The sequence below is a fragment of the Phytobacter sp. RSE-02 genome (genome assembly GCF_040578655.1).
GTDB classification, from domain to species: Bacteria; Pseudomonadota; Gammaproteobacteria; order Enterobacterales; family Enterobacteriaceae; genus Phytobacter; species Phytobacter diazotrophicus.
Window position 1 is genome coordinate 107,137 of record NZ_JBEULY010000007.1, and the last position, 23,216, is coordinate 130,352.

Annotated in this window: 21 protein-coding genes; 13 read left to right on the plus strand and 8 right to left on the minus strand. The window is 52.6% G+C overall.

Annotated features, from left to right (window positions below):
- Positions 1–30: 30 nt before the first annotated feature.
- From clpP to bolA, 3 genes are all read right to left on the minus strand, one after another.
- Positions 31–654 carry an ATP-dependent Clp endopeptidase proteolytic subunit ClpP gene (clpP, locus tag ABU190_RS16115; protein ID WP_041852501.1) on the minus strand — a complete coding sequence of 208 codons (624 nt, stop codon included), beginning with the start codon at positions 652–654 and terminating at the stop codon, positions 31–33.
- A 286-nt stretch (positions 655–940) separates the two neighbouring features.
- Positions 941–2,239, minus strand: coding sequence for a trigger factor (tig, locus tag ABU190_RS16120; RefSeq protein ID WP_041852502.1), 1,299 nt, complete (start codon positions 2,237–2,239; stop codon positions 941–943).
- Positions 2,240–2,584: 345 nt separating this feature from the next.
- Positions 2,585–2,902, minus strand: a complete 318-nt coding sequence (gene bolA, locus ABU190_RS16125; protein ID WP_041852503.1) for a transcriptional regulator BolA — start codon at positions 2,900–2,902, stop codon at positions 2,585–2,587.
- A gap of 303 nt (positions 2,903–3,205) precedes the next feature.
- Here bolA and ABU190_RS16130 point away from each other — a divergent pair, with 303 nt between their 5' ends.
- Both ABU190_RS16130 and ampG read left to right on the plus strand, forming a co-directional pair.
- Positions 3,206–3,784, plus strand: a complete 579-nt coding sequence (locus tag ABU190_RS16130; RefSeq protein WP_041852504.1) for a lipoprotein — start codon at positions 3,206–3,208, stop codon at positions 3,782–3,784.
- Positions 3,785–3,825: 41 nt separating this feature from the next.
- Entirely contained in the window at positions 3,826–5,301 is a 1,476-nt protein-coding gene (gene ampG, locus ABU190_RS16135) for a muropeptide MFS transporter AmpG (protein ID WP_354691829.1), read from the plus strand.
- Between the two features lie 32 nt (positions 5,302–5,333).
- On the opposite strand, the gene ABU190_RS16140 is transcribed toward ampG, so the two are convergent.
- Positions 5,334–6,662, minus strand: a complete 1,329-nt coding sequence (locus ABU190_RS16140; RefSeq protein ID WP_354691830.1) for a molecular chaperone DnaJ — start codon at positions 6,660–6,662, stop codon at positions 5,334–5,336.
- A gap of 3 nt (positions 6,663–6,665) precedes the next feature.
- Positions 6,666–8,372, minus strand: coding sequence for a molecular chaperone HscC (locus ABU190_RS16145; protein WP_354691831.1), 1,707 nt, complete (start codon positions 8,370–8,372; stop codon positions 6,666–6,668).
- A gap of 535 nt (positions 8,373–8,907) precedes the next feature.
- Between ABU190_RS16145 and cyoA the strand changes: the two genes are divergently transcribed.
- The 6 genes from cyoA to ABU190_RS16175 all read left to right on the plus strand — a co-directional run bounded on the left by cyoA (position 8,908) and on the right by ABU190_RS16175 (position 15,352).
- Entirely contained in the window at positions 8,908–9,855 is a 948-nt protein-coding gene (gene cyoA / locus ABU190_RS16150; protein WP_271850717.1) for a cytochrome o ubiquinol oxidase subunit II, read from the plus strand.
- 20 nt (positions 9,856–9,875) lie between these two features.
- On the plus strand, positions 9,876–11,867 hold the full coding sequence (gene cyoB, locus ABU190_RS16155; protein ID WP_193795281.1) for a cytochrome o ubiquinol oxidase subunit I: 1,992 nt from the start codon (positions 9,876–9,878) through the stop codon (positions 11,865–11,867).
- Positions 11,857–12,471, plus strand: coding sequence for a cytochrome o ubiquinol oxidase subunit III (locus ABU190_RS16160; RefSeq protein WP_041852510.1), 615 nt, complete (start codon positions 11,857–11,859; stop codon positions 12,469–12,471). The genes cyoB and ABU190_RS16160 overlap by 11 nt, the downstream gene beginning before the upstream one ends.
- Positions 12,471–12,797, plus strand: coding sequence for a cytochrome o ubiquinol oxidase subunit IV (locus ABU190_RS16165; protein ID WP_041852511.1), 327 nt, complete (start codon positions 12,471–12,473; stop codon positions 12,795–12,797). Before ABU190_RS16160 ends, ABU190_RS16165 begins: the two co-directional genes overlap by 1 nt.
- Positions 12,798–12,808: 11 nt before the next feature.
- On the plus strand, positions 12,809–13,696 hold the full coding sequence (cyoE, locus tag ABU190_RS16170; RefSeq protein ID WP_071195839.1) for a heme o synthase: 888 nt from the start codon (positions 12,809–12,811) through the stop codon (positions 13,694–13,696).
- Between the two features lie 291 nt (positions 13,697–13,987).
- Positions 13,988–15,352 carry an MFS transporter gene (locus ABU190_RS16175; protein ID WP_354691832.1) on the plus strand — a complete coding sequence of 455 codons (1,365 nt, stop codon included), beginning with the start codon at positions 13,988–13,990 and terminating at the stop codon, positions 15,350–15,352.
- Between the two features lie 27 nt (positions 15,353–15,379).
- Here ABU190_RS16175 and ABU190_RS16180 read toward each other — a convergent pair whose 3' ends face one another.
- Entirely contained in the window at positions 15,380–15,871 is a 492-nt protein-coding gene (locus ABU190_RS16180; protein WP_107223657.1) for a YajQ family cyclic di-GMP-binding protein, read from the minus strand.
- 140 nt (positions 15,872–16,011) lie between these two features.
- Between ABU190_RS16180 and panE the strand changes: the two genes are divergently transcribed.
- Positions 16,012–16,923 (plus strand): 2-dehydropantoate 2-reductase, encoded by a 912-nt coding sequence (gene panE / locus ABU190_RS16185; protein ID WP_354691833.1) that lies wholly within the window; start codon positions 16,012–16,014, stop codon positions 16,921–16,923.
- Positions 16,886–17,479, plus strand: a complete 594-nt coding sequence (gene yajL, locus ABU190_RS16190) for a protein deglycase YajL (RefSeq protein ID WP_041852515.1) — start codon at positions 16,886–16,888, stop codon at positions 17,477–17,479. Before panE ends, yajL begins: the two co-directional genes overlap by 38 nt.
- Before the next feature lie 35 nt (positions 17,480–17,514).
- Here yajL and ABU190_RS16195 read toward each other — a convergent pair whose 3' ends face one another.
- Positions 17,515–18,150: a hypothetical protein gene (locus ABU190_RS16195; protein ID WP_071195840.1), complete on the minus strand. Its 636-nt coding sequence runs from the start codon at positions 18,148–18,150 to the stop codon at positions 17,515–17,517.
- Positions 18,151–18,179: 29 nt separating this feature from the next.
- Positions 18,180–19,628, minus strand: a complete 1,449-nt coding sequence (gene thiI, locus ABU190_RS16200) for a tRNA uracil 4-sulfurtransferase ThiI (protein WP_354691834.1) — start codon at positions 19,626–19,628, stop codon at positions 18,180–18,182.
- A 329-nt stretch (positions 19,629–19,957) separates the two neighbouring features.
- On the opposite strand from thiI, the gene xseB reads away from it, so the two are divergent.
- The 3 genes from xseB (at position 19,958) to dxs (ending at position 23,043) form a co-directional block, all read left to right on the plus strand.
- Positions 19,958–20,200 carry an exodeoxyribonuclease VII small subunit gene (gene xseB, locus ABU190_RS16205; RefSeq protein ID WP_041852518.1) on the plus strand — a complete coding sequence of 81 codons (243 nt, stop codon included), beginning with the start codon at positions 19,958–19,960 and terminating at the stop codon, positions 20,198–20,200.
- A complete protein-coding gene (ispA, locus tag ABU190_RS16210) occupies positions 20,201–21,100 on the plus strand; it encodes a (2E,6E)-farnesyl diphosphate synthase (protein ID WP_354691835.1) in 900 nt (299 codons plus the stop codon). It abuts the gene before it with no gap.
- A gap of 80 nt (positions 21,101–21,180) precedes the next feature.
- The gene (gene dxs, locus ABU190_RS16215) at positions 21,181–23,043 is read left to right on the plus strand and encodes a 1-deoxy-D-xylulose-5-phosphate synthase (protein ID WP_296421954.1); all 1,863 of its coding nucleotides are present in this window, start codon (positions 21,181–21,183) and stop codon (positions 23,041–23,043) included.
- The last annotated feature ends 173 nt before the right edge of the window (positions 23,044–23,216 follow it).

Genomic DNA, 23,216 nt, shown 5'->3' on the forward strand with positions numbered 1-23,216 from the left:
CATTATAGCGGCACTACTCCGGCCTGAGCATTAATTACGATGGGTCAAAATTGAATCAACCAGACCGTATTCGACGGCTTCGTTCGCAGAGAGGAAACGGTCACGTTCTGTATCTCGTTCAATTTGCTCTAAAGATTGACCCGTGTGGTGCGCCATGAGTTCGTTCATACGCCCTTTCACTTTCAGGATTTCACGGGCGTGGATCTCAATATCCGTCGCCTGCCCCTGGTAACCACCCAGCGGCTGGTGAATCATCACGCGTGAGTTTGGCAGGCAGAAACGCTTGCCTTTTGCTCCCGCCGTCAGCAGGAATGCGCCCATGGACGCGGCCTGCCCCATACAAATGGTGCTGACGTCAGGCTTAATAAATTGCATGGTGTCGTAAATTGACATTCCGGCGGTGATAACGCCACCCGGAGAGTTAATATACAGGTAAATATCTTTTTCCGGATTCTCCGCTTCCAGGAACAACATCTGCGCCACGATCAGGTTTGCCATGTGGTCTTCAACCTGACCCGTCATGAAAATGACACGTTCCTTAAGAAGACGGGAGTAGATATCAAAAGAGCGCTCACCGCGTGAGGTCTGTTCAATAACCATTGGCACCAGGGCCATATGGGGTGCAAAGGTATCTCGTTCGCCGCTGTATGACATGTCCGTCTCCTGGATCTAAAAATAAATAACCTGCTGTACTGATTGTACTTGAGTGAGCCAGGTCTGACTACGACCCCTCACGGACGGATTATCAGCCAGAGTGTTCACAGTCGATAGTCCCTTAATGGGGATGACCACACCTTATTTCAAGCATAACAACCTTTTGCTGTTACGCTAACACTGAAACGCCCTTTTAGCACACTTCTGATAACATCAATGCGATAAAAAAAGCCCGTCACCAGAAGGTGACGGGCTTATTGTTTACTCTTTATACCGGATGAGTAAATTAAGCCTGCTGGTTCATCAGTTCCTGGAAGCTGGTTGCTTTCTCAGTCACTTTTGCTTTTGCCAGTACAGCTTCAACAGCCTGTTCTTCCAGAGCGACGTTACGCATGTTATCGGTCAGCTCTTTGTTTTTGCTGTAGAATTCGATAACTTCGGTCGGATCTTCGTAAGCAGAAGCCATCTCTTCGATCAGACCTTTCACGCGTTCTTCGTCAGCTTTCAGCTCGTTGGTGCGAATCACTTCGCCCAGCAGCAGACCAACGATCACGCGGCGTTTAGCCTGCTCTTCAAACAGCTCACGCGGCAGCTCCAGCGCTTGTTTCTCGTTACCACCGAAGCGCTGAGCAGCCTGACGACGCAGAACGTCGATTTCGCTGTCGATCAGGGCAGACGGGATTTCGATCTCGTTCGCTTTTACCAGACCTTCGATTGCCTGAGACTTGATGCGGTTACGCACTGCGCCTTTCAGCTCACGGTCCATGTTCTTACGAACTTCTGCACGCAGACCAGCAACAGAACCATCTTCAACGCCGAAACGTTTGATGAACTCTTCGGTCAGTTCCGGCAGCTCACGTTCTTCAACTTTTTTCAGGTTGATAACGAATTTCGCCGCTTTACCTTTCAGGTTTTCAGCGTGGTAATCTTCCGGGAAAGTCACGTCGATGGTGAACTCGTCACCCGCTTTGTGGCCTTTGATGCCGTCTTCAAAGCCAGGGATCATACGACCCTGGCCCATCGCCAGCACGAAATCAGTGGCTTTGCCGCCTTCGAACTCTTCACCGTCTACAGAGCCAGTGAAATCAACAGTCACACGGTCTTCCGCGTCAACAGCACCATCTTTATCTTTCCAGGTTGCTTGTTGTTTACGCAGGGTGTCCAGCATAGTGTCGACGTCAGCGTCGGTCACTTCTACAACCGGTTTTTCAACTTCGATAGTTTCCAGGCCTTTCAGCTCAACTTCCGGATAAACTTCGAATTCTACGGAGTAGGTAAAGTCTTCGCCCAGTTTGTATTCGCCCGGAACATAGTTCGGTGCGCCAGCCGGGTTGATTTTTTCCTGAATGATCGCGTCAATAAAGTTGCGGCTCATCAGTTCGCCCAGTACGTCCTGACGTACGGAGGCGCCATAACGCTGAGCAACGACATTCATCGGTACTTTGCCTTTACGGAAGCCGTCAATACGTACTTTCTTCGCTACGTTAACCAGCTCGCTCTTCACAGCGGTCTCGATGCTGTCAGCAGCGATAGTAATCGTTACACGGCGCCCAAGGCCCTGAGTGGTTTCAACTGAAACTTGCATCTTGTTACCTCAAAAAATCACAGTGCTCGGTCAACTCTACTCTGGAAGCTGTCATAGGGCTTCGCAGAACCGGGATGCTCTCTCAAATCAGATATACATTCCCTGTCACCAGAATCATCCCGAAGACGTTCATATATAAAGACGCGGCATTATAGCGGCATCACTTTAGTGAGTCGAGAACGGGAACGCCGCATTGTTGCGCCATTTTTCACAATTCCGAGGTAATTTTGACCTAAAAATTGCGCTTCTCGCTCAAAACTCAGACAAAACAAAACGGCCCGTAGGCCGTTTTTACTTAAACTGTACGCAACATACTGGAAAAGCTCTGGCAGTTGCAAATGCGTTTTACGCGATGCTACCTGCTCCCCTGCATGGCGGCGAGGCGAAAACGGTGTCCTGCAGACCTTCCCACTCCTTAATCGTGTAGGTATGCAGAGCCAGTGCATGAACGGTGGACGAGAGTTCCGCCGCAAGGGTGCCGTAGATCATACGGTGACGGTTGAGGAAACGTTCCCCGGAAAAGCGGTCACTGACCAGCACAACTTTGAAATGGCTTTCGGAACCGGCCGGTACATTGTGACGATAGCTTTCATCAACAACTTCGAGGAACACGGGTTCAAACGCTGCCCTTAATTTATCTTCTATCTGCTCACGTATCATCATGAAAGGACTCCTCCGACAACGCTGAGATGCGACCCATCCCTTTAAATGTTAGCCGCTTTTATCCTGTCCATAACAAGAAAACAACAAAAATTTAGCTTTCGTCCTATTTTCTCAGTCAAAGGTATGAACTCTACTGAAAAGGTCAAAAATGACGTCATGTTCGACAGAGCAAATCGTTCGTGCGATTAAAAAAAGCACAAGGCGATGAATTTACATGCATTGAGGACTTCCCCTTGTTGACGGCGATGTTATGATGGCAAGAATTTTCCCTATCTAAGCTTAAGATCCACTGAGAGCCTGAACATGTTAAAAAAACTTCTCTTCCCATTGGTCGCTTTATTTATGCTGGCCGGGTGCGCCACCCCGCCAACCACTCTTGAAGTGTCACCGAAGATTACGCTGCCACAGCAGGATCCTAGCCTGATGGGCGTTACAGTGAGCATCACTGGCGCAGACCAGCGCCCTGACCAGGCACTGGCAAAAGTCACTCGCGATAACCAACTGGTTACCCTAACGGCATCCCGTGACCTGCGCTTCCTGCTACAAGAAGTGCTGGAAAAACAAATGACTGCGCGCGGTTATATGATAGGCCCAAGCGGTGCGGCTAACCTGCAAATCATTGTTAACCAGCTGTATGCCGATGTTTCTCAGGGCAATCTGCGTTACAGCATTGCTACGAAAGCGGATATTGCAATCATCGCAACCGCAGCTAACGGCAATAAAATGACGAAAAACTACCGCGCCAGCTATAACGTTGAAGGCGCACTCCAGGCGACTAACGACAAGATCACGAATGCCGTTAACAGCGTGTTGACCGACACCATCGCGGATATGTCTCAGGACACCACAATTCATCAGTTCATCAAGCAGAACACGCGTTAAGTTCCGCACGCTGGCCCGGTTCGCCGGGCCAGTACTCAACCATGTCCAGTCATTACCTTCGCATTTTTCAGCAACCCAAATCAGCCATTCTGCTGATGCTGGGGTTCGCCTCAGGTTTACCACTGGCGCTGACATCCGGTACGCTCCAGGCGTGGATGACAGTAGCTAACGTCGATCTGAAAACCATCGGTTTCTTCTCGCTTGTCGGCCAGGCCTATGTTTTTAAATTTCTCTGGTCGCCGATGATGGACCGCTATACCCCGCCCTTCCTTGGCCGACGCCGCGGTTGGCTACTCCTGACACAACTGGGTTTACTTGTCGCGGTCGCTGCGATGGGCTTTCTTGAGCCAGGCAGTCATTTGCGCTGGATGGCAGGTCTGGCCGTCGTTATCGCTTTTTGTTCTGCTTCACAGGACATTGTTTTCGATGCGTGGAAAACGGATGTGCTACCGGCAGAGGAGCGCGGAACCGGGGCGGCAATCAGCGTTCTGGGTTATCGCTTAGGCATGTTAGTGTCTGGCGGTCTGGCGCTGTGGCTGGCGGACCGCTGGCTCGGCTGGCAAGGCATGTACTGGCTGATGGCCGGACTGTTGATCCCATGCATTATCGCAACGTTGCTGGCCCCTGAACCGACAGACGCTATCCCGGCACCGCGCTCACTGGAGCAAGCCGTTGTCGAACCGCTGCGTGATTTCTTCGGTCGCAATAATGCCTGGCTTATCTTGCTATTAATTGTCCTTTATAAGCTTGGTGACGCGTTCGCGATGAGCCTGACAACCACCTTTCTGATTCGCGGCGTCGGGTTTGATGCCGGTGAAGTGGGCGTGGTCAACAAAACCCTTGGGCTTATCGCCACTATTATTGGCGCGCTCTGGGGCGGTGTTTTAATGCAACGGTTGTCTCTGTTTCGCGCGTTGCTGATTTTCGGTCTGCTGCAAGGCATTTCGAATGCGGGATACTGGCTGCTTGCCGTGACGCCGAAAGATATGATCAGCATGGCGTCAGCGGTTTTTCTGGAAAACCTCTGCGGCGGTATGGGGACGTCTGCCTTCGTTGCGCTGCTGATGACACTGTGCAACAAGTCCTTTTCTGCCACCCAGTTTGCCCTGCTTTCCGCGTTATCTGCTGTTGGTCGGGTTTACGTTGGGCCGCTGGCAGGCTGGTTTGTTGAAGCCCATGGCTGGTCAATGTTTTACCTGTTCTCTATCGCGGCTGCCCTGCCAGGTCTGTTGATGCTGCTGCTCTGTAAAGAGACGCTTGAATTCACGCAGCGCACAGAACGTTTTATGCCACGCACTGAGTTTGCCAAAGCCTACCGCCTGGCATTACGCCTGCTTTCTATTGGCTGTCTGTTACTGGGTTTCTGGCTGGTCATCCTGATAGTGAACGCCAGCGGATGGGTCCATGTCGACATTGGCAGTAGGTTGCTGGAATTCGGCGCATTGCTGGCGCTGGTGGGTATTGTCTATGGCGGAGTATTAGATTTTCTGGCGTTACGTAAAACGCGTGTTGTCTGAAAGCGCCAGCATCGCTGGCGCTCGCACAGTGATTAATTGAAAAAATAGAGCCACTTAATCACGTAACTGTATAACGGTGGCAGGATGATAAGCCCGACGACATTGACCATCGGCGGCAACTGCTTGAGAAACAGGATAGGCAGCATGATCAGTTTCACGACGCCATTAAAGGGTATTGCGTACCACTGATGTAAATTACTGCGCACCAGCCACCAGACAGGGTAAGTAATCACCGCAGTAAACATACAGACTCGCGCAACGCCCGCACTCGCTGGCGGATAGTGATACAGTAGCGCGTAGATGTGGAACAACGGGACCGCCATAATGGCCCATGAAAGTAGCCAGAAGAAAATATGGCTTATGCGTGCGAGAAGTGCCTTACGTTCGTAGCACGCCAGCAACGCAGGCGCCCCCCATAAGTAGAGGATCACAATCCCCACCATGGTTACCGCCTGCCAGACTAAATGTTCATCAGCCCGCACCTGGATATAAAGAGCGAATCCCCAGAACCAGATAGCGATCAGCGCCCCCCAGGAAACGGCTGGCGTGGGAGTCGAAAGAAGCAGGAGCAGCGCCGGGTTAACCCGTTCCAGCAACTGTGGGTAAGCATTTTTGATCTCAGTCACCTGATTCAATAGCCCCTGAACAAAATCCGGAATGAGTCGCGCCCACCAGGGTAAATGCGCTATTTCGCCGCTGAGGATTCGCCAGGCCAGACGGCTCTGTCGATCGAGGCTAGCCTGTCGGCGTAGATAGTCCCAATGATGGTCCGCAGCAGTCGCCTCAATTTGCGTTTCCAGGGCGTGAACGACCCAATAAGGCAGGTGGGAATCGCGATACCCACCCAGATCCCATCCCATAATGTCCGACACATTGTTCACCAGACTCCGGGAAATGCCCGGTCGTTGACTCAACGCCTGCGCCAGCTCAAGGCTGAACACCCGTCGGGCTTCCAGAGCGTCAGGCAGGCGATGATCAAGATAGAATCGCAGCGCACTGAGCGCGTCACTTTCATCGGCAAGTAACTGAACGGAAAAGCGCTCGGCATCCTCCTCAAGGGTTTCTCGCTGCCAGTCTGGCTGCGGTGGGAGCGCTGGCTGCACGGCCTCTTGTAATTTAGCTTGCGGTAATTCAGACAACGCCCGGTCCAGATTGATGACCGCTTTCACATTGTCATCGTCCAGCCAGATTATCTCGCCTTTTGCGAATGCTTTCGCCGCATCGAACGCTTCACGCAGTAGCTGGTAGCCTTGCGGATCCTGATCGGGACGATGCAACTTAAGCTCTCTCGCGTATGCCCGGCGAATGGCTGATTCATCGGTTGTTGGTTCGATGCCCAGTGTTTCCCACATTGTCGACATCACTTACATCCCATCATCAAATTGGTTGAGCACCTGACGCAATTCATCCCGCGCGGCGGCAATCATACGTACATCCTGGCGATCAAGTGACTGCTCAAACAGGCTGGTATAGTGATCGATAATTTGTCGCCGCTCCCCAAGATGCTGTTCGTAACAACGGGAAGCCTCTGCCAGTAAATGACGATTTTCTGGAACATCACGGGGGTGCATTTTCAGGCCATCAAGCTGACGAAGACGTTCACGTATCTCCTCTTCGCTGAGCTGGCCGGGTACTTTTTCAATGACCAGGGTTGAAGCGGTCTCTTCACCCTGAACTTTACATTCCACCTCAAGAATGCCATCCAGCGTATAGGTAAAGCGGATGTCAGCGCTCACGTCACCGGCTTTACGACGCGGGACATTAATCTTCATTTTGTCCAGCAACAGATTGTCGCTGACCCGACGGGCTTCCCCCTGGTAAACTTCTATCTCCAGATACTGTTGATTATCAAACAGCGTGCTCACGGTTTTCATCACGCTTACCGGTACAAAGGCGTTGCGTTCAATAATCGGCAGGAAATGGCCGGTATCGATTTTGTCGCCAGTTCTGCGTGAAACCTCGATCCCCAGGGAATAGGGCATGACATCGGTCAGGACAATATCATCCAGCGCGCATGCCCGGGCAATCAGTCCGGCCTGTACACCGGCACCAAGGGCCACCACTTCATCGGGGTTTAATTCGCTACGCGGGAAGCGTCCGAACATGCGGGTCGCCATCTGACGAACAATCGGCATCCGGGTGGCGCCCCCTACAAGAATGACATGGTCGAGGTGTTCGGGGTCGAAATGCGCATCCTGCAAAGCCTGTACAACCGGTTTTTTTAGCCGCGTGAGAAGTGAGGCGGCACAACCAGCAAAGGTCTCAGCCGTTAATGTCCAACAGTACTCTTCACCGTTATAACTCAGCGTCGCGCTGGTCTCATCCTGCTGGCTCAGTGCGCATTTGAACGCTTCGGCAATGCGGGTTAGCTCCGCCGCACACTCTGTATTCGGATGAGCTAGCGCAGGGTAACGCTCCTGCATCCATTGACGAATAGCCTGGGTAAAATCATCGCCGCCAAGCCAGGCATCGCCGCTGCTGGCGCGAACTTCAATCACACCTTCAAACATATCGACGATGGAGACATCGAAGGTGCCGCCGCCGAGATCGAAAATCAGGAACTTTTGCTCGCGATTATCCGCAAGCCCGTATGCCAAAGATGCCGCGGTGGGTTCATTCAACAAGCGCTCAACCTCAAGCCCGGCCAGTCTTCCGGCCACTTTGACCGCTTTACGCTGAACGTCATTAAAATAAGCCGGTACGGTGATGACGGCGCGAGAAATGGTGCCACCCAACGCAACTTCCGCGTCAGTCTTCAGTTTACGTAGCACCAACGCCGACAGCTCTTCTGCCCGGAACCGGCGAGCCCCCAGACTCCACGTCTTATCTGTTCCCATGTAGCGTTTGAAACTGGCAATGGTCAGGTGAGGATGGCTGACCAGTCGTGCTTTCGCCGCTTCACCCACCAGCAGATTACCGTTGTCGTCCACTCCAACTACTGAGGGGGTCAATCTTTCGCCCCGCGAGCCCGTGAGCAACTGTGGGTTCTCACCATCAAACCACGCGACTGCACTGTTAGATGTTCCCAGATCTATCCCAATAATTGGCGAGTCGTTTCCTGTTATGGCCATTTCCATCCCTTAGTCACTGATAAAAAAGCAAAAACGAATCGCAATATAATAATCAGCAAGTTATGCGGATTCGCTTTAGATATTACCTTTCAGTTATTATTTCGTTCAATAAACAAGCAAGCCAGAAATATTCTGGATACGAATATTTATCGAAAGGGGAAGAAAATTTCTTTAATTATTTTGTGCGGTATTAATTAAGGGTTACTCTTGAACGATTCAGCACGGTTATTAATTATATGTTTCCAGTAATGTTCAATAAATGCTGAAATATTGTTAAGCAATTGTTTATGATTTTGATTGGTTATACCAATTTACCCGCCCCCTTATTGTATTCCTGGGATTTCGTTATAACCTTAATGGCAGGCTGTGCGAACACCCGATTTTACAGGTTGTTGCATTTCGTGTGACATAATCGGCAGAACCCAGTAACACCATACTGACACTACGCCATTCATGTTTACAGTAATGTAACCTTCCCGTAAAATGCCCGCACACTTTAAACGCCACCAGATCCCCGTGGAATTGAGGTCGGTAAATGAGACTCAGGAAATACAATAAAAGTTTGGGATGGTTGTCATTATTTGCAGGCACGATTTTACTCAGTGGCTGTGATTCTGCACTACTTGACCCCAAAGGACAGATTGGACTGGAGCAACGTTCGCTGATACTGACGGCATTTGGCCTGATGTTGATTGTCGTTATTCCCGCCATCTTGATGGCCGTTGGTTTCGCCTGGAAGTATCGTGCGAGCAATAAAGATGCGAAGTATAGCCCTAACTGGTCACACTCCAACAAAGTTGAAGCTGTGGTCTGGACGGTGCCGATTCTGATCATCCTGTTCCTTGCTGTACTCACCTGGAAAACTACCCACTCGCTCGAACCGAGCAAACCGCTGGCGCATGACGAAGCACCTGTTACCATTGAAGTTGTCGCCATGGACTGGAAATGGTTCTTCATCTACCCGGAACAAGGCATTGCTACCGTGAATGAAATCGCCTTCCCGGCGAACACTCCGGTGGAATTCAAGGTGACCTCCAACTCCGTGATGAACTCGTTCTTTATCCCGCGTCTGGGCAGCCAGATCTACGCGATGGCGGGTATGCAGACCAAACTGCATCTTATCGCCAATGAAGCTGGTACCTACGACGGTATCTCCGCCAGCTATAGCGGACCAGGCTTCTCCGGTATGAAGTTCAAAGCTATCGCCACGCCGGACCGCGCAGCGTTCGACCAATGGGTCGCTAAAGTGAAACAATCTCAGAACACCATGGCTGACATGGATGCTTACGAGAAAGTTGCCGCACCAAGCGAATACAATAAGGTTGAATACTTCTCCAGCGTGAAACCCGATTTGTTTAAAGACGTTATCAACAAATTTATGGGCCACGGCAAGAGCATGGACATGACCCAGCCAGAAGGTGAGCACGCCTCGCATGAAGGTATGGAAGGCATGGACATGAGCCACGCGGAAGCCTCTCACTAAAGGGGTCGAGGAAGAATACGATGTTCGGAAAACTTACACTGGATGCAGTGCCGTACCATGAACCCATTATCATGGTCACGATTGCTGCGATTATCGTCGGGGGACTGGCGGTAGTCGGTCTGCTCACTTACTTCAAAAAGTGGGCATGGCTGTGGAATGAATGGTTTACCTCTGTAGACCACAAACGTCTTGGCATTATGTATGTTGCGGTTGCAGTCGTTATGCTGCTGCGTGGCTTTGCAGACGCCGTGATGATGCGTAGTCAGCAGGCGCTGGCTTCTGCCGGGGAAGCAGGTTTCCTGCCACCTCACCACTACGATCAGATTTTCACCGCTCACGGTGTGATCATGATCTTCTTCGTGGCGATGCCATTCGTTATCGGTCTGATGAACCTCGTGGTTCCGCTACAGATCGGCGCGCGTGACGTGGCGTTCCCGTTCCTGAACAACCTGAGCTTCTGGTTCACGGTTGTCGGTGTGATTCTGGTTAACATCTCTCTGGGCGTCGGTGAGTTCGCGCAGACGGGTTGGCTGGCTTATCCGCCGCTGTCGGGAATTGAATACAGCCCTGGTGTCGGGGTCGATTACTGGATCTGGGCACTCCAGCTCTCTGGTATCGGTACGACGCTGACCGGTATCAACTTCTTCGTAACGATTCTGAAGATGCGTGCGCCGGGCATGGGTATGTTCAAGATGCCAGTCTTTACCTGGGCATCTCTGTGCGCCAACGTCCTGATTATCGTCTCGTTCCCCATTCTGACCGTGACCATCGCGCTGTTGACCCTCGACCGTTATATCGGTACCCATTTCTTTACCAACGATATGGGCGGCAACATGATGATGTACATCAACCTGATTTGGGCCTGGGGCCATCCGGAAGTGTACATCCTGGTTCTGCCGGTGTTCGGGGTGTTCTCCGAAATCGCAGCAACCTTCTCGCGTAAACGTCTGTTTGGTTACACTTCGCTGGTATGGGCGACCATCTGTATTACCATCCTGTCGTTCATCGTCTGGCTGCACCACTTCTTTACGATGGGTGCAGGCGCGAACGTAAACGCCTTCTTTGGTATTACGACGATGATCATCGCTATCCCGACCGGGGTGAAGATCTTCAACTGGCTGTTCACCATGTACCAGGGTCGCATCGTGTTCCACTCTGCGATGCTGTGGACCATCGGCTTTATCGTCACCTTCTCGGTGGGCGGTATGACGGGCGTTCTGCTGGCGGTGCCGGGTGCGGACTTCGTCCTGCACAACAGTCTGTTCCTGATTGCCCACTTCCATAACGTGATTATCGGTGGTGTGGTGTTCGGTTGCTTCGCAGGCCTGACCTACTGGTGGCCGAAGGCATTTGGCTTCACGCTGAATGAAACCTGGGGCAAACGCGCATTCTGGTTCTGGATCATCGGCTTCTTCGTGGCATTTATGCCGCTGTACGTGCTGGGCTTTATGGGTATGACCCGTCGCCTGAGCCAGCAGATTGATCCGCAGTTCCACTCTATGCTGGTGATTGCAGCCTGCGGTGCGGCACTGATTGCTATCGGTATCCTCTGCCTGCTGATTCAGATTTACGTGTCTATTCGCGACCGCGACCAGAACCGTGACCTGACCGGTGACCCGTGGGGTGGCCGTACGCTGGAATGGGCGACCTCTTCTCCGCCGCCGTTCTATAACTTCGCTGTGGTTCCTGAGATTCACGAACGTGACTCCTTCTGGGAAATGAAAGAAAAAGGCGAAGCGTACAAGCAACCAGCGCATTATGAAGAAATTCATATGCCGAAAAACAGCGGTGCGGGCGTTGTGATTGCCGCCTTCGCAACGGTGTTTGGTTTCGCGATGATCTGGCACATCTGGTGGATGGCGATTGTTGGCTTCGCCGGCATGATCATTACCTGGATTGTGAAAAGCTTCGACGAGGACGTGGATTACTACGTACCGGTTGCAGAAATCGAAAAACTGGAAAAACAGCATTTCGATGAGATTTCTAAGGCAGGGCTGAAAAATGGCAACTGATACTTTAACGCATGCGAATGCCCACGCGCACGAACATGGGCACCACGATGCAGGCCCGACTAAGGTATTTGGGTTCTGGATCTACCTGATGAGCGACTGCATTTTGTTCTCATGCCTGTTTGCTACCTATGCCGTTCTGGTGAACGGCACGGCGGGTGGCCCGACTGGCAAGGACATTTTCGAGCTGCCGTTCGTCCTGGTAGAAACCGCACTGCTGTTATTCAGCTCCATCACCTACGGCATGGCGGCGATCGCCATGTACAAAAACAACAAAAGCCAGGTTATTTCCTGGCTGGCACTGACCTTCTTGTTCGGTGCCGGGTTCGTAGGCATGGAGATTTATGAATTCCATCACCTGATCGCAGAAGGTATGGGTCCGGACCGCAGTGGCTTCCTCTCCGCGTTCTTCGCGCTGGTCGGCACCCACGGTCTGCACGTAACCTCGGGTCTGGTATGGATGGCAGTGCTGATGTTCCAGGTTTCGCGTCGCGGCCTGACCAGCACTAACCGTACCCGTATCATGTGCCTGAGCCTGTTCTGGCACTTCCTGGACGTGGTGTGGATCTGTGTGTTCTCTGTAGTCTATCTGATGGGGGCGATGTAATGAGTCATTCAACGGAACATGGCGCTTCCCACGGTAGCGTAAAAACCTACATGACAGGTTTTATCCTGTCGGTCATCCTGACGGTTATTCCGTTCTGGATGGTGATGAGCGGCACAGCATCTCATGCTGCGATTCTGGGCACCGTACTGGTTACCGCGGTTGTGCAGATTCTGGTGCATCTGGTTTGCTTCCTGCACATGAACACGAAGTCCGATGAAGGCTGGAATATGACAGCTTTCGTCTTTACCGTGATTATCATCGCAATCCTGGTAGTCGGCTCCATCTGGATCATGTGGAACCTCAACTACAACATGATGGTTCACTAAGAGCGGCGAGTATGTTGAAGCAATACCTGCAAGTAACGAAACCTGGCATTATTTTTGGCAACCTGATCTCGGTGATCGGTGGGTTCCTGCTGGCCTCTAAAGGCCACATTGATTACCCGCTGTTCGTCTACACGCTGGTTGGCGTGTCGCTGGTTGTCGCCTCCGGTTGTGTATTTAATAACTACATTGACCGTGACATCGATAAGAAGATGGAGCGGACGAAAAACCGCGTGCTGGTCCGGGGCCTGATTTCGCCGAAAGTCTCGCTGGTTTACGCTGCCTTGTTGGGTATTGCTGGCTTCATGCTGCTGTGGTTTGGCGCGAATCCTCTGGCCTGCTGGCTGGGGGTGATGGGCTTTGTGGTGTATGTGGGCGTCTATAGCCTGTATATGAAACGCCACTCGGTCTACGGTACGCTGATCGGCTCGCTTTCCGGCGCAGCGCCTCCGGTGATTGGCTACTGTGCCGTCACCGGCGGGTTTGACAGCGGTGCGGCTATTTTGCTGGCGATTTTCAGCCTCTGGCAGATGCCACATTCGTACGCCATCGCCATTTTCCGCTTTAAAGATTACCAGGCGGCAAACATCCCGGTACTGCCGGTGGTGAAAGGCATTTCGGTCGCCAAGAACCATATCACGCTCTATATCATCGCTTTTGCGGTCGCAACACTGATGCTCTCCCTTGGCGGTTATGCCGGGTACAAATATCTGGTGGTTGCCGCGGCCGTAAGCGTATGGTGGCTGGGTATGGCGCTGCGTGGCTACAAAGTGGAAGACGACAAAGTCTGGGCGCGTAAGCTGTTCGGCTTTTCCATCATCGCGATTACCGCGTTAAGCGTGATGATGTCAGTGGATTTTATGGTCCCTGACTCTCACAATCTGCTCGCGGCTGTCTGGTAACGGATAACACCTTTTAAAAGCCGGGGATAACCCGGCTTTTTTATGTCTGTCAGTTGGCTACAGCGTTCCACCTCCCCATAGCCCCCTCCCCTCATCTCTTTACTGCGATATGGCCTTTATAATTCTTTCGCGGCACGTTTCCAGATGCGGTCCGTTTCGGCTGGGTAGTTAATGTGTGCTGGCAGCGAAATAAATACCGTTCACAGCCTCGTAATATCTATTAAACAATCACCTATTTACCGCGCCTGGCACCCCGCCTAAACTATGGCCTGTTTTTCGATTGAGGTGGTAATGAACGATTATAAAATGACGCCAGGCGAGTTGCGCGCAACCTGGGGTTTAGGGACTGTTTTTTCCCTGCGCATGCTTGGCATGTTTATGGTCCTGCCCGTTCTGACCACGTATGGCATGGCATTACAGGGTGCCAGCGAGGCGCTGATTGGTCTGGCGATTGGCATTTACGGCCTGGCACAGGCGGTGTTTCAAATTCCCTTTGGTCTGCTTTCAGACCGCGTTGGTCGCAAACCGCTTATCGTCGGTGGCCTCGCCATCTTTGTGGTTGGCAGTATTATTGCGGCCCTCTCAGATTCCATCTGGGGCATTATCCTTGGGCGCGCGCTCCAGGGCTCCGGCGCCATTGCCGCCGCGGTGATGGCCCTGCTCTCTGATTTAACCCGTGAACAAAATCGCACCAAAGCCATGGCGTTTATTGGCGTCAGCTTCGGCGTGACCTTTGCTATCGCGATGGTGCTTGGCCCGATCATCACCCATACACTGGGTCTGCATGCCCTCTTCTGGCTGATTGCCGCACTGGCGGCCATGGGTATCGCATTAACATTGTGGGTGGTGCCAAACAGCCACAACCACGTGCTTAACCGGGACTCCGGGATGGTAAAAGGCTGCTTTAGTCAGGTCATCGCCAGCCCAAAACTGCTGAAACTGAACTTCGGCATCATGTGTCTGCATATCCTGCTAATGTCCACCTTCGTCGCCCTGCCGGGCATGCTCGAAGCCGCCGGATTTGCCGCCCGCGATCACTGGAAAATCTATCTTGTTACGATGCTGGTGTCGTTTGTTTCCGTGGTGCCTTTTATTATTTATGCCGAAGTGAAGCGCCGCATGAAGCGCGTGTTTGTATTTTGCGTCGCGCTGCTGCTTATTGCGGAGATCGTGCTCTGGGGTGCGGGTCCCCATTTCTGGGAACTGGTGCTGGGGGTGCAGATTTTCTTCCTCGCCTTTAATCTGATGGAAGCCCTGCTGCCGTCGCTTATTAGCAAAGAAGCCCCTGCCGGATATAAAGGCACAGCGATGGGGATTTACTCCACCAGCCAGTTCCTTGGGGTGGCGATTGGCGGCGCGCTCGGTGGCTGGGTCGACGGCCTGTTCGACTCACAGACGGTCTTTCTGGCAGGCGCGCTGTTGTCCATGGTCTGGCTGCTGGTCGCCGGAAGTATGCAGGAACCGCCCTATGTCAGTAGCCTGCGTATTGCCATACCGGAAGGTGTCACGCCAGATGCCTCGCTGCAGGCGCGGCTGCTGGCAACTAGCGGGGTGAGCGAAGTGCTGGTCGTCGCTGAAGAACGCAGCGCCTACGTCAAAATAGACAGCAAAGTCACCAACCGTTTTGAGGTTGAGCAAGCCATCAAAGGGGTATAAAAAAAGCGGGGAAATCCCGCTTTTTTATTAATCGCGGAAGTTTTTGAACTGGAAAGGCTGTCCCAGATTACCGCCACGTACCAGCGCCATCGCGGACTGCAGATCGTCACGCGCTTTCCCGGTAACGCGAATTTCTTCGCCCTGAATTTGCGTCTGCACCTTCAGTTTGCTGTCTTTAATCAGCTTAACGATTTTTTTGGCAACGGCGCTCTCAATTCCCTGCTTGAGTTTGGTTTCAACGAACCAGGTTTTGCCACTGTGGACAAACTCTTCCGGAACATCAATTGATGTGCCTTCAATGCCGCGTTTTAACAGCTTCGCACGCAGGATATCCAGCAATTGATTGACCTGAAAATCGGACTCACTGAGAACTTTGATCGTCTTATTCTGTTCATTCAGCTCAAAAGTGGCTTCAACGTTACGAAAATCGAAGCGTGTTTCGACTTCACGGGTCGCATTTTCAACGGCGTTGCGGACTTCCTGAAGATCAACCTCAGAAACAATATCGAAAGATGGCATCTTTTCTTCTCCCTCAGTGTTTATTGCGATGCATAATACCCGCAACAAAGCATAACTCAACTTGTAATAGCTGAATGCAGTGCTGACGGCGCTATACTGTAAGCAGTGACACCTGGCGCAGTTGCAGGTGAGGAGGAACAATGAAAATTACCGTACTCGGATGCGGTGCTTTAGGGCAATTGTGGTTAACTGCTCTGTGCAAGCATGGACACGAAGTACAGGGTTGGTTGCGCGTACCGCAACCCTTTTGCAGTGTGAACCTGGTTGATGAAGACGGCTCCATTTTTAACGAATCTCTGACCGCGAACGATCCCGAATTTCTGGCGAGCAGCGACTTATTGCTGGTCACGCTTAAAGCCTGGCAGGTTTCTGACGCGGTAAGAGGTTTGGCGGCGATGTTGCCAGCCACCACACCCATTTTGCTGATTCATAACGGCATGGGAACGGTAGAAGAGCTGAAATCACTGTCGCAGCCTTTACTGATTGGCACCACGACGCACGCGGCGCGCCGCGACGGCAATGTCATTGTGCATGTTGCCAGCGGCACGACGCATATTGGCCCGGCGAGGCAGCAGGACGGCGACTTTAGCTATCTGGCTGATAGTCTGCAGGAGGTGCTTCCGGACGTGGCCTGGCACAACAACATTCGTCCGGCCCTCTGGCGCAAACTGGCGGTTAATTGCGTGGTGAATCCGCTGAGCGCGCTGGAAAATTGCCGAAACGGCGATTTACGTACCTTTCCCGATGAAATCAAGAAAATCACCCACGAGGTTGCTGCCGTTATCGAACGTGAAGGCCACCATATCTCGGCTGATGAGTTACTCAGCTATGTATACCAGGTGATTGATAACACGGCGGATAATATTTCCTCAATGTTGCAGGACATTCGCGCCATGCGTCATACCGAGTGCGATTACATCACAGGCTACTTGCTCAAACGCGCCCGTGCCCACGGTATCGCGGTGCCGGAAAACGCCCGCCTGTATGACTTAGTGAAACGTAAGGAGAGTGAGTATGAGCGCATCAGCTCTGGTATGTCTCGCCCCTGGTAGTGAAGAGACCGAAGCGGTCACCACTATCGACCTGCTTGTTCGTGGCGGCATCAGCGTGACCACCGCCAGCGTTGCCAGTGACGGTAATCTTGCGATCACCTGCTCGCGTGGGGTCAAGCTGCTGGCAGATGCGCCGCTGGTCTCTGTGGCAGACGGTGATTACGACATTATCGTCTTACCGGGCGGAATTAAGGGGGCAGAATGTTTCCGTGACAGCCCACTGCTGGTAGAGACTGTACGGCAATTCCATGCCTCCGGACGTATCGTCGCGGCCATATGCGCAGCGGCAGCTACCGTATTGGTGCCTCACAACCTGTTCCCACTAGGCAATATGACCGGCTTCCCGGCGCTGAAAGAGAAAATACCGGCGGAGCAGTGGCAGGACAAACGCGTTGTCTGGGATCCACGCGTAAAACTGCTCACCAGCCAGGGGCCAGGCACGAGCATTGATTTTGGCTTAAAGATTATTGATCTGCTGGTCGGGCGGGAAAAGGCCTATGAAGTGGCATCGCAGTTGGTGATGGCGGCGGGGATTTATAATTACTACGAAGCCTGAACAGGCGGCGGGAGTAGTTTCCGCCGCTAAACGGATTACAGATGTTGTTTAATAAACGCGATTACCTTTTCTTGTGGGTAATCCGGTAAATGAATGGGGATCCATAAAAACCCTGCCGGCCCCATGACGATATAATCAAGCGTACCATCACTCATTACTGATGTGACTTTACTCCACGCCATAAAGGCGTGAGAAGCGTGATTATCAGCATGCGTCCACTGTATCCCTTCATTTGTCAGCTCAAGTGAGTAGCCATAACGGTTGGCATCATTGACTTCATAATATCTGCGTGACCATTGCCTGTAACGCCGGGTCATCGTTATCTTTACGGTCAATACACCTGCGATATAGCACAGCACCAATAGCGACAGGGCCGCACCATCGCGAAAATAAAAGAGATAATCATCTGTTGTATCGTCTGCAACCCAGCCCATAAAACGGAAATGAAAATTGCCGTTAAACAGTGAAACCGCAAGGGCTATTACCAGCCACATAAAGAATGCCGTAATGATAAACAAGGGCAATCTGCCAAAGCGGCGACGAGTTTCAGGTAATGTCGCACGGCAAAAACCTAAGCCTCGTAAATAATGTTCAAAAGATAAAGACTGCGCGGGTACGTTAATTGAAAAGCGCACGTCATCCTGACGTGCGGATACAGATTCATAATCCATTATGGGTAAACATCCTTGTTTTACTGAATTTAAGGTCGGTACACCTTCACATTCTCAAAACCCTGCTCACGCAGATAGAGCGCCTGCAGGCGGCTCATCACCCCACGCTCACACCACAGTAACCAGGTTTTGCTCTGATCGAGGTCGCCGAATTTGGTGCTCAGCTTATAGAACGGCAACGACACCACGTCGATACCTTCCACCGTCAGCGGTTTATCGTCCTGCTCGTCAATAGAACGGATATCGAGAATCACATCGTTCGGGCCAAATCCGCTGACCGTTTCGACCTCAACAACCGTTTCGCTGGTCTGCGCAGCGATATCACGAATATCGATATTCGAGGCTTCCGCAACCACACGATCCAGGATCTCGAAATCGAAATGTGCTTCTTCCGCTTCGATTTTGGCCTTCACGGCTTTCACCGTCGGGCTTTTCGAAATAACACCGCAATATTCCGGCATCGTACGGGCAAAATCTTCGGTACCGATTTCACGCGCCAGATCGATGATGTGCTCTTTATCGTAAGAGATCAGCGGACGCAGGATCATGGTATCGGAGACATTATCAATCAGGCGCAGGTTGGTCAGCGTCTGGCTGGAGACCTGACCGAGCGCTTCACCCGTTACCAGCGCCTGCACACCATAGCGCTCGGCAACTTTGGATGCCGCCCGCACCATCATGCGTTTGAGCACTACGCCCATCTGGCCGTCATCGACTTTTTCGAGGATCTCGCCAACCACTGGTTCAAAATTGATCGCCACAAAACGTACCCGGTGGGAGCTACCAAAGCGGTTCCACAGGTAATGCGCAACCTGACGCACGCCAATCTCATGCGCCGCACCGCCCAGGTTAAAGAAGCAATAATGTACGCGACAGCCACGACGCATCAGCATGTAGCTGGAGACGCCGGAGTCGAAACCGCCGGAAATCAGCGACAGTACATCTTCCTGCGTACCAATCGGGAAACCACCAATGCCTTCGTAACGGCCTTTTACCAGCAGCAGGCGATCATCTTCGATCTCCAGATTCACGGTGACATCCGGGTGCGTCAGCTTCACGCGGGCGGACTCTACGTGTTGATTCAAACCGCCGCCGACGTAGCGTTCCACTTCAATAGAACTAAACTCGTGCTTGCCACGACGTTTTACACGCACGCAGAACGTTTTGCCTTCGATCTGGTCGCGGTATTGCACCAGCGCTTTTTCGAAAATATCGTGCAAAGAGGTGAACGGGACATCTTCCACCTCCAGAATATGGTGAATACCCGGGATACGGGTCAGCGCGTCACGAATCACCAGACGTTGGTTTTCATCTTTGGCGCGCACTTCGATATTATCCCAGTGACGGACAACGGCGAGGGTCTCATCATACTGCTTAAGAACGTTACGAATGTTCCCGGTGAGAATCTTAATAAAGCGCAAACGCACAGATTGGCTTTTGATGGTGATTTCCGGGAACAATTTAATGATAAACTTCATGGCGGCAATGGTTCGTTGGTAAGCCCGACGGGGCTAGAAATGGAAAATAGTACAGCAGCCCTTATACACAAAATCATTCAAAATGCTTCGCGGCGGCAACTGAGTGAACCCAGGAGCTTACTCACGTAAGTGACTGGGGTGAACAAAGGCAGCCAACAAAGAAGCAGTTTGAAGGATGAAGTGTATACCGCGGCTGCCATCCAGGCGCGGAAGTATACCACCATCGCGAAGCTCCTGCGCATTTTGCATGACCATTGCGCGTTATTTGCTAAGCCTCACGACTTCGCTACCATATCGTAGTCGGTATCAATAAGAGTCAGACATTCACTATGCCAAAGAAAAACGACGCACCCGCCACATTTGAAACGGCGTTGAGCGAGCTGGAACAGATTGTTACCCGTCTTGAAAGCGGCGATCTTCCGCTGGAAGAGGCCCTTAATGAATTCGAACGCGGCGTACAGCTTGCCCGTCAGGGGCAAGTGAAACTCCAGCAGGCGGAACAGCGCGTACAGATTTTGCTGTCCGACAATGAAGAGGCACCTCTCACGCCGTTCACACCGGATAACGAGTAAATGGACTTTAGCCAACAATTACAGGCCTGTGTCGAACATGCCAACGATGCCCTGCGGCGGTTTATTGCCCCTCTTCCCTTTCAGAACACTCCTCTGGTTGAGGCCATGCAGTATGGCGCATTATTAGGCGGTAAGCGCCTGCGTCCGTTCCTGGTCTATGCGACCGGCGGCATGTTCGGCGTCAGCCGGGAAACCCTGGATGCCCCTGCAGCAGCGGTTGAGTGTATTCACGCCTATTCGCTGATTCACGATGACCTGCCTGCCATGGACGACGATGATTTACGTCGTGGCCTGCCCACCTGCCACATCAAATTCGGCGAAGCCAATGCGATACTGGCCGGAGACGCGCTGCAAACGCTGGCGTTTACTATCCTCAGTGATGCGCCCATGCCAGAAGTGGCAACGCAGGACCGCCTTGCCATGGTACGCGAACTGGCGATTGCCAGCGGCGCTGCCGGCATGTGCGGAGGCCAGGCTCTGGATCTCGCCGCAGAAGGTCAGCAGGTCGATTTAGCCGCGCTGGAGCGCATTCATCGCCATAAAACGGGAGCATTGATTCGCGCGGCGGTAAGAATGGGGGCACTCAGTGCGGGGAATTCAGGTCATCAATGGCTGCCGGTGCTGGATAAGTATGCCGAAAGCATCGGTCTGGCCTTCCAGGTTCAGGATGACATCCTGGATGTTGTCGGCGATACTGCGACACTTGGTAAACGCCAGGGTGCCGATCAGCAGCTCGGCAAAAGCACCTATCCTGCGTTACTGGGCCTTGAGCAAGCCCGGATTAAAGCCCGCGATCTGATTGACGACGCTCGCCAGTCTCTGGATCTCCTGGCGGCACAATCACTGGATACAACGGCACTGGAAGCACTGGCGAATTACATAATCCAGCGTGATAAATAAACAATACGCTCCGAATCGTCCGGGTTGCCGAAAGGCAAAAACATCGCCCAATGGATGACGAGCAACACGATGAGTCTCTGATGAGTTTTGATATAGCCAAATACCCGACCCTGGCACTTGTCGATTCCACTGCGGAATTGCGTTCGCTGCCAAAAGAGAGCCTGCCGAAGCTGTGCGATGAACTGCGTCGCTACCTGCTCGACAGCGTGAGCCGCTCCAGCGGACACTTCGCCTCCGGGCTTGGCACGGTTGAACTGACCGTGGCACTGCATTATGTCTATAACACGCCATTTGATCAGTTAATCTGGGACGTTGGCCACCAGGCTTATCCGCACAAGATTCTTACAGGCCGACGCGACCGCATCGGTACTATCCGGCAGAAAAACGGCCTGCACCCTTTCCCGTGGCGCGGTGAGAGCGAGTACGATGTGTTAAGCGTCGGTCACTCCTCCACATCCATTAGCGCGGGCATTGGTGTTGCCGTTGCCGCCGCGAAAGAGGGCAAACAGCGCCGCACCGTCTGCGTGATTGGCGATGGCGCGATTACCGCCGGGATGGCATTCGAAGCCATGAACCATGCGGGCGATATCCGCCCGGATATGCTGGTTGTGCTGAACGACAATGAGATGTCGATTTCTGAAAATGTCGGCGCGCTGAATAACCATCTGGCGCAGTTACTTTCCGGTAAGCTCTATTCCACGCTGCGCGAAGGCGGCAAAAAGGTGCTTTCCGGCGTGCCGCCAATCAAAGAGCTCATCAAGCGTACCGAAGAACACATCAAAGGCATGGTAGTGCCCGGCACCCTGTTTGAAGAGTTGGGCTTTAACTACATTGGCCCGGTTGACGGCCACGATGTTCTGGGGCTTATCAATACGCTTAAGAATATGCGTGGTCTGAAAGGCCCGCAGTTCCTGCATATCATGACCAAGAAAGGCCGTGGTTATGAGCCCGCCGAGAAAGACCCAATCACTTTCCATGCGGTACCGAAATTCGACCCGACCAGCGGTACCCTGCCGAAAAGCAGTGGCGGCATGCCGAGCTATTCGAAGATTTTCGGTGACTGGCTGTGCGAAATGGCGGCAAAAGACAGCAAGTTGATGGCGATTACCCCCGCGATGCGTGAAGGTTCAGGCATGGTGGAGTTTTCCCGCAAATTCCCGGATCGCTATTTCGATGTTGCGATCGCTGAACAGCACGCGGTGACCTTTGCCGCCGGGCTGGCGATTGGCGGTTATAAGCCAGTGGTCGCTATCTACTCCACCTTCCTGCAGCGCGCCTATGATCAGGTTATCCACGACGTCGCTATCCAGAAATTGCCGGTGCTGTTCGCCATTGATCGCGCAGGGATCGTCGGTGCTGATGGCCAGACTCACCAGGGGGCGTTTGATATTTCCTATCTGCGCTGTATCCCGGACATGATTATCATGACGCCAAGCGACGAGAACGAATGCCGCCAGATGCTGTTTACCGGATATCACCACAACGCAGGCCCGAGCGCCGTGCGTTACCCGCGTGGTAACGCGGTTGGTGTGACGCTCGAACCGCTGGAAAAACTGCCGTTAGGTAAAGGCGTTGTGAAGCGCGAAGGTGAGAAAATCGCCATCCTTAACTTCGGCACCTTATTGCCGGAAGCCGCAAAAGCCGCGGAAGCACTCAACGCCACACTGGTCGATATGCGTTTCGTTAAACCGCTTGATAACGCGCTGATTCTGGAGATGGCGGCACGGCATGAGGCATTGGTTACGCTGGAAGAAAATGCCATCATCGGTGGTGCGGGCAGCGGGGTGAACGAGCTATTGATGTCGCAGCGTAAGCCGATTCCTGTCCTGAACCTCGGCCTGCCGGACTTCTTCATTCCGCAGGGAACCCAGGATGAAGCGCGTGCCGAACTGGGGCTGGATGCTGCGGGTATTCAAGCACGTATCACAGGCTGGCTCGCATAACCTCCCCTGACGCTCCTGCTATGCTTAACGGTAATGTTTTAAATCCTACTCTAAATAGTTCGGGTTGCAGGAAGGCACCAAGTCAGTAAACCCCCAGGAGCATAGACACCTATGTGACTGGGGCGCGCTGACGCAGGCAACGCACCTGTCACTCGAAATATAACGAGTATAAG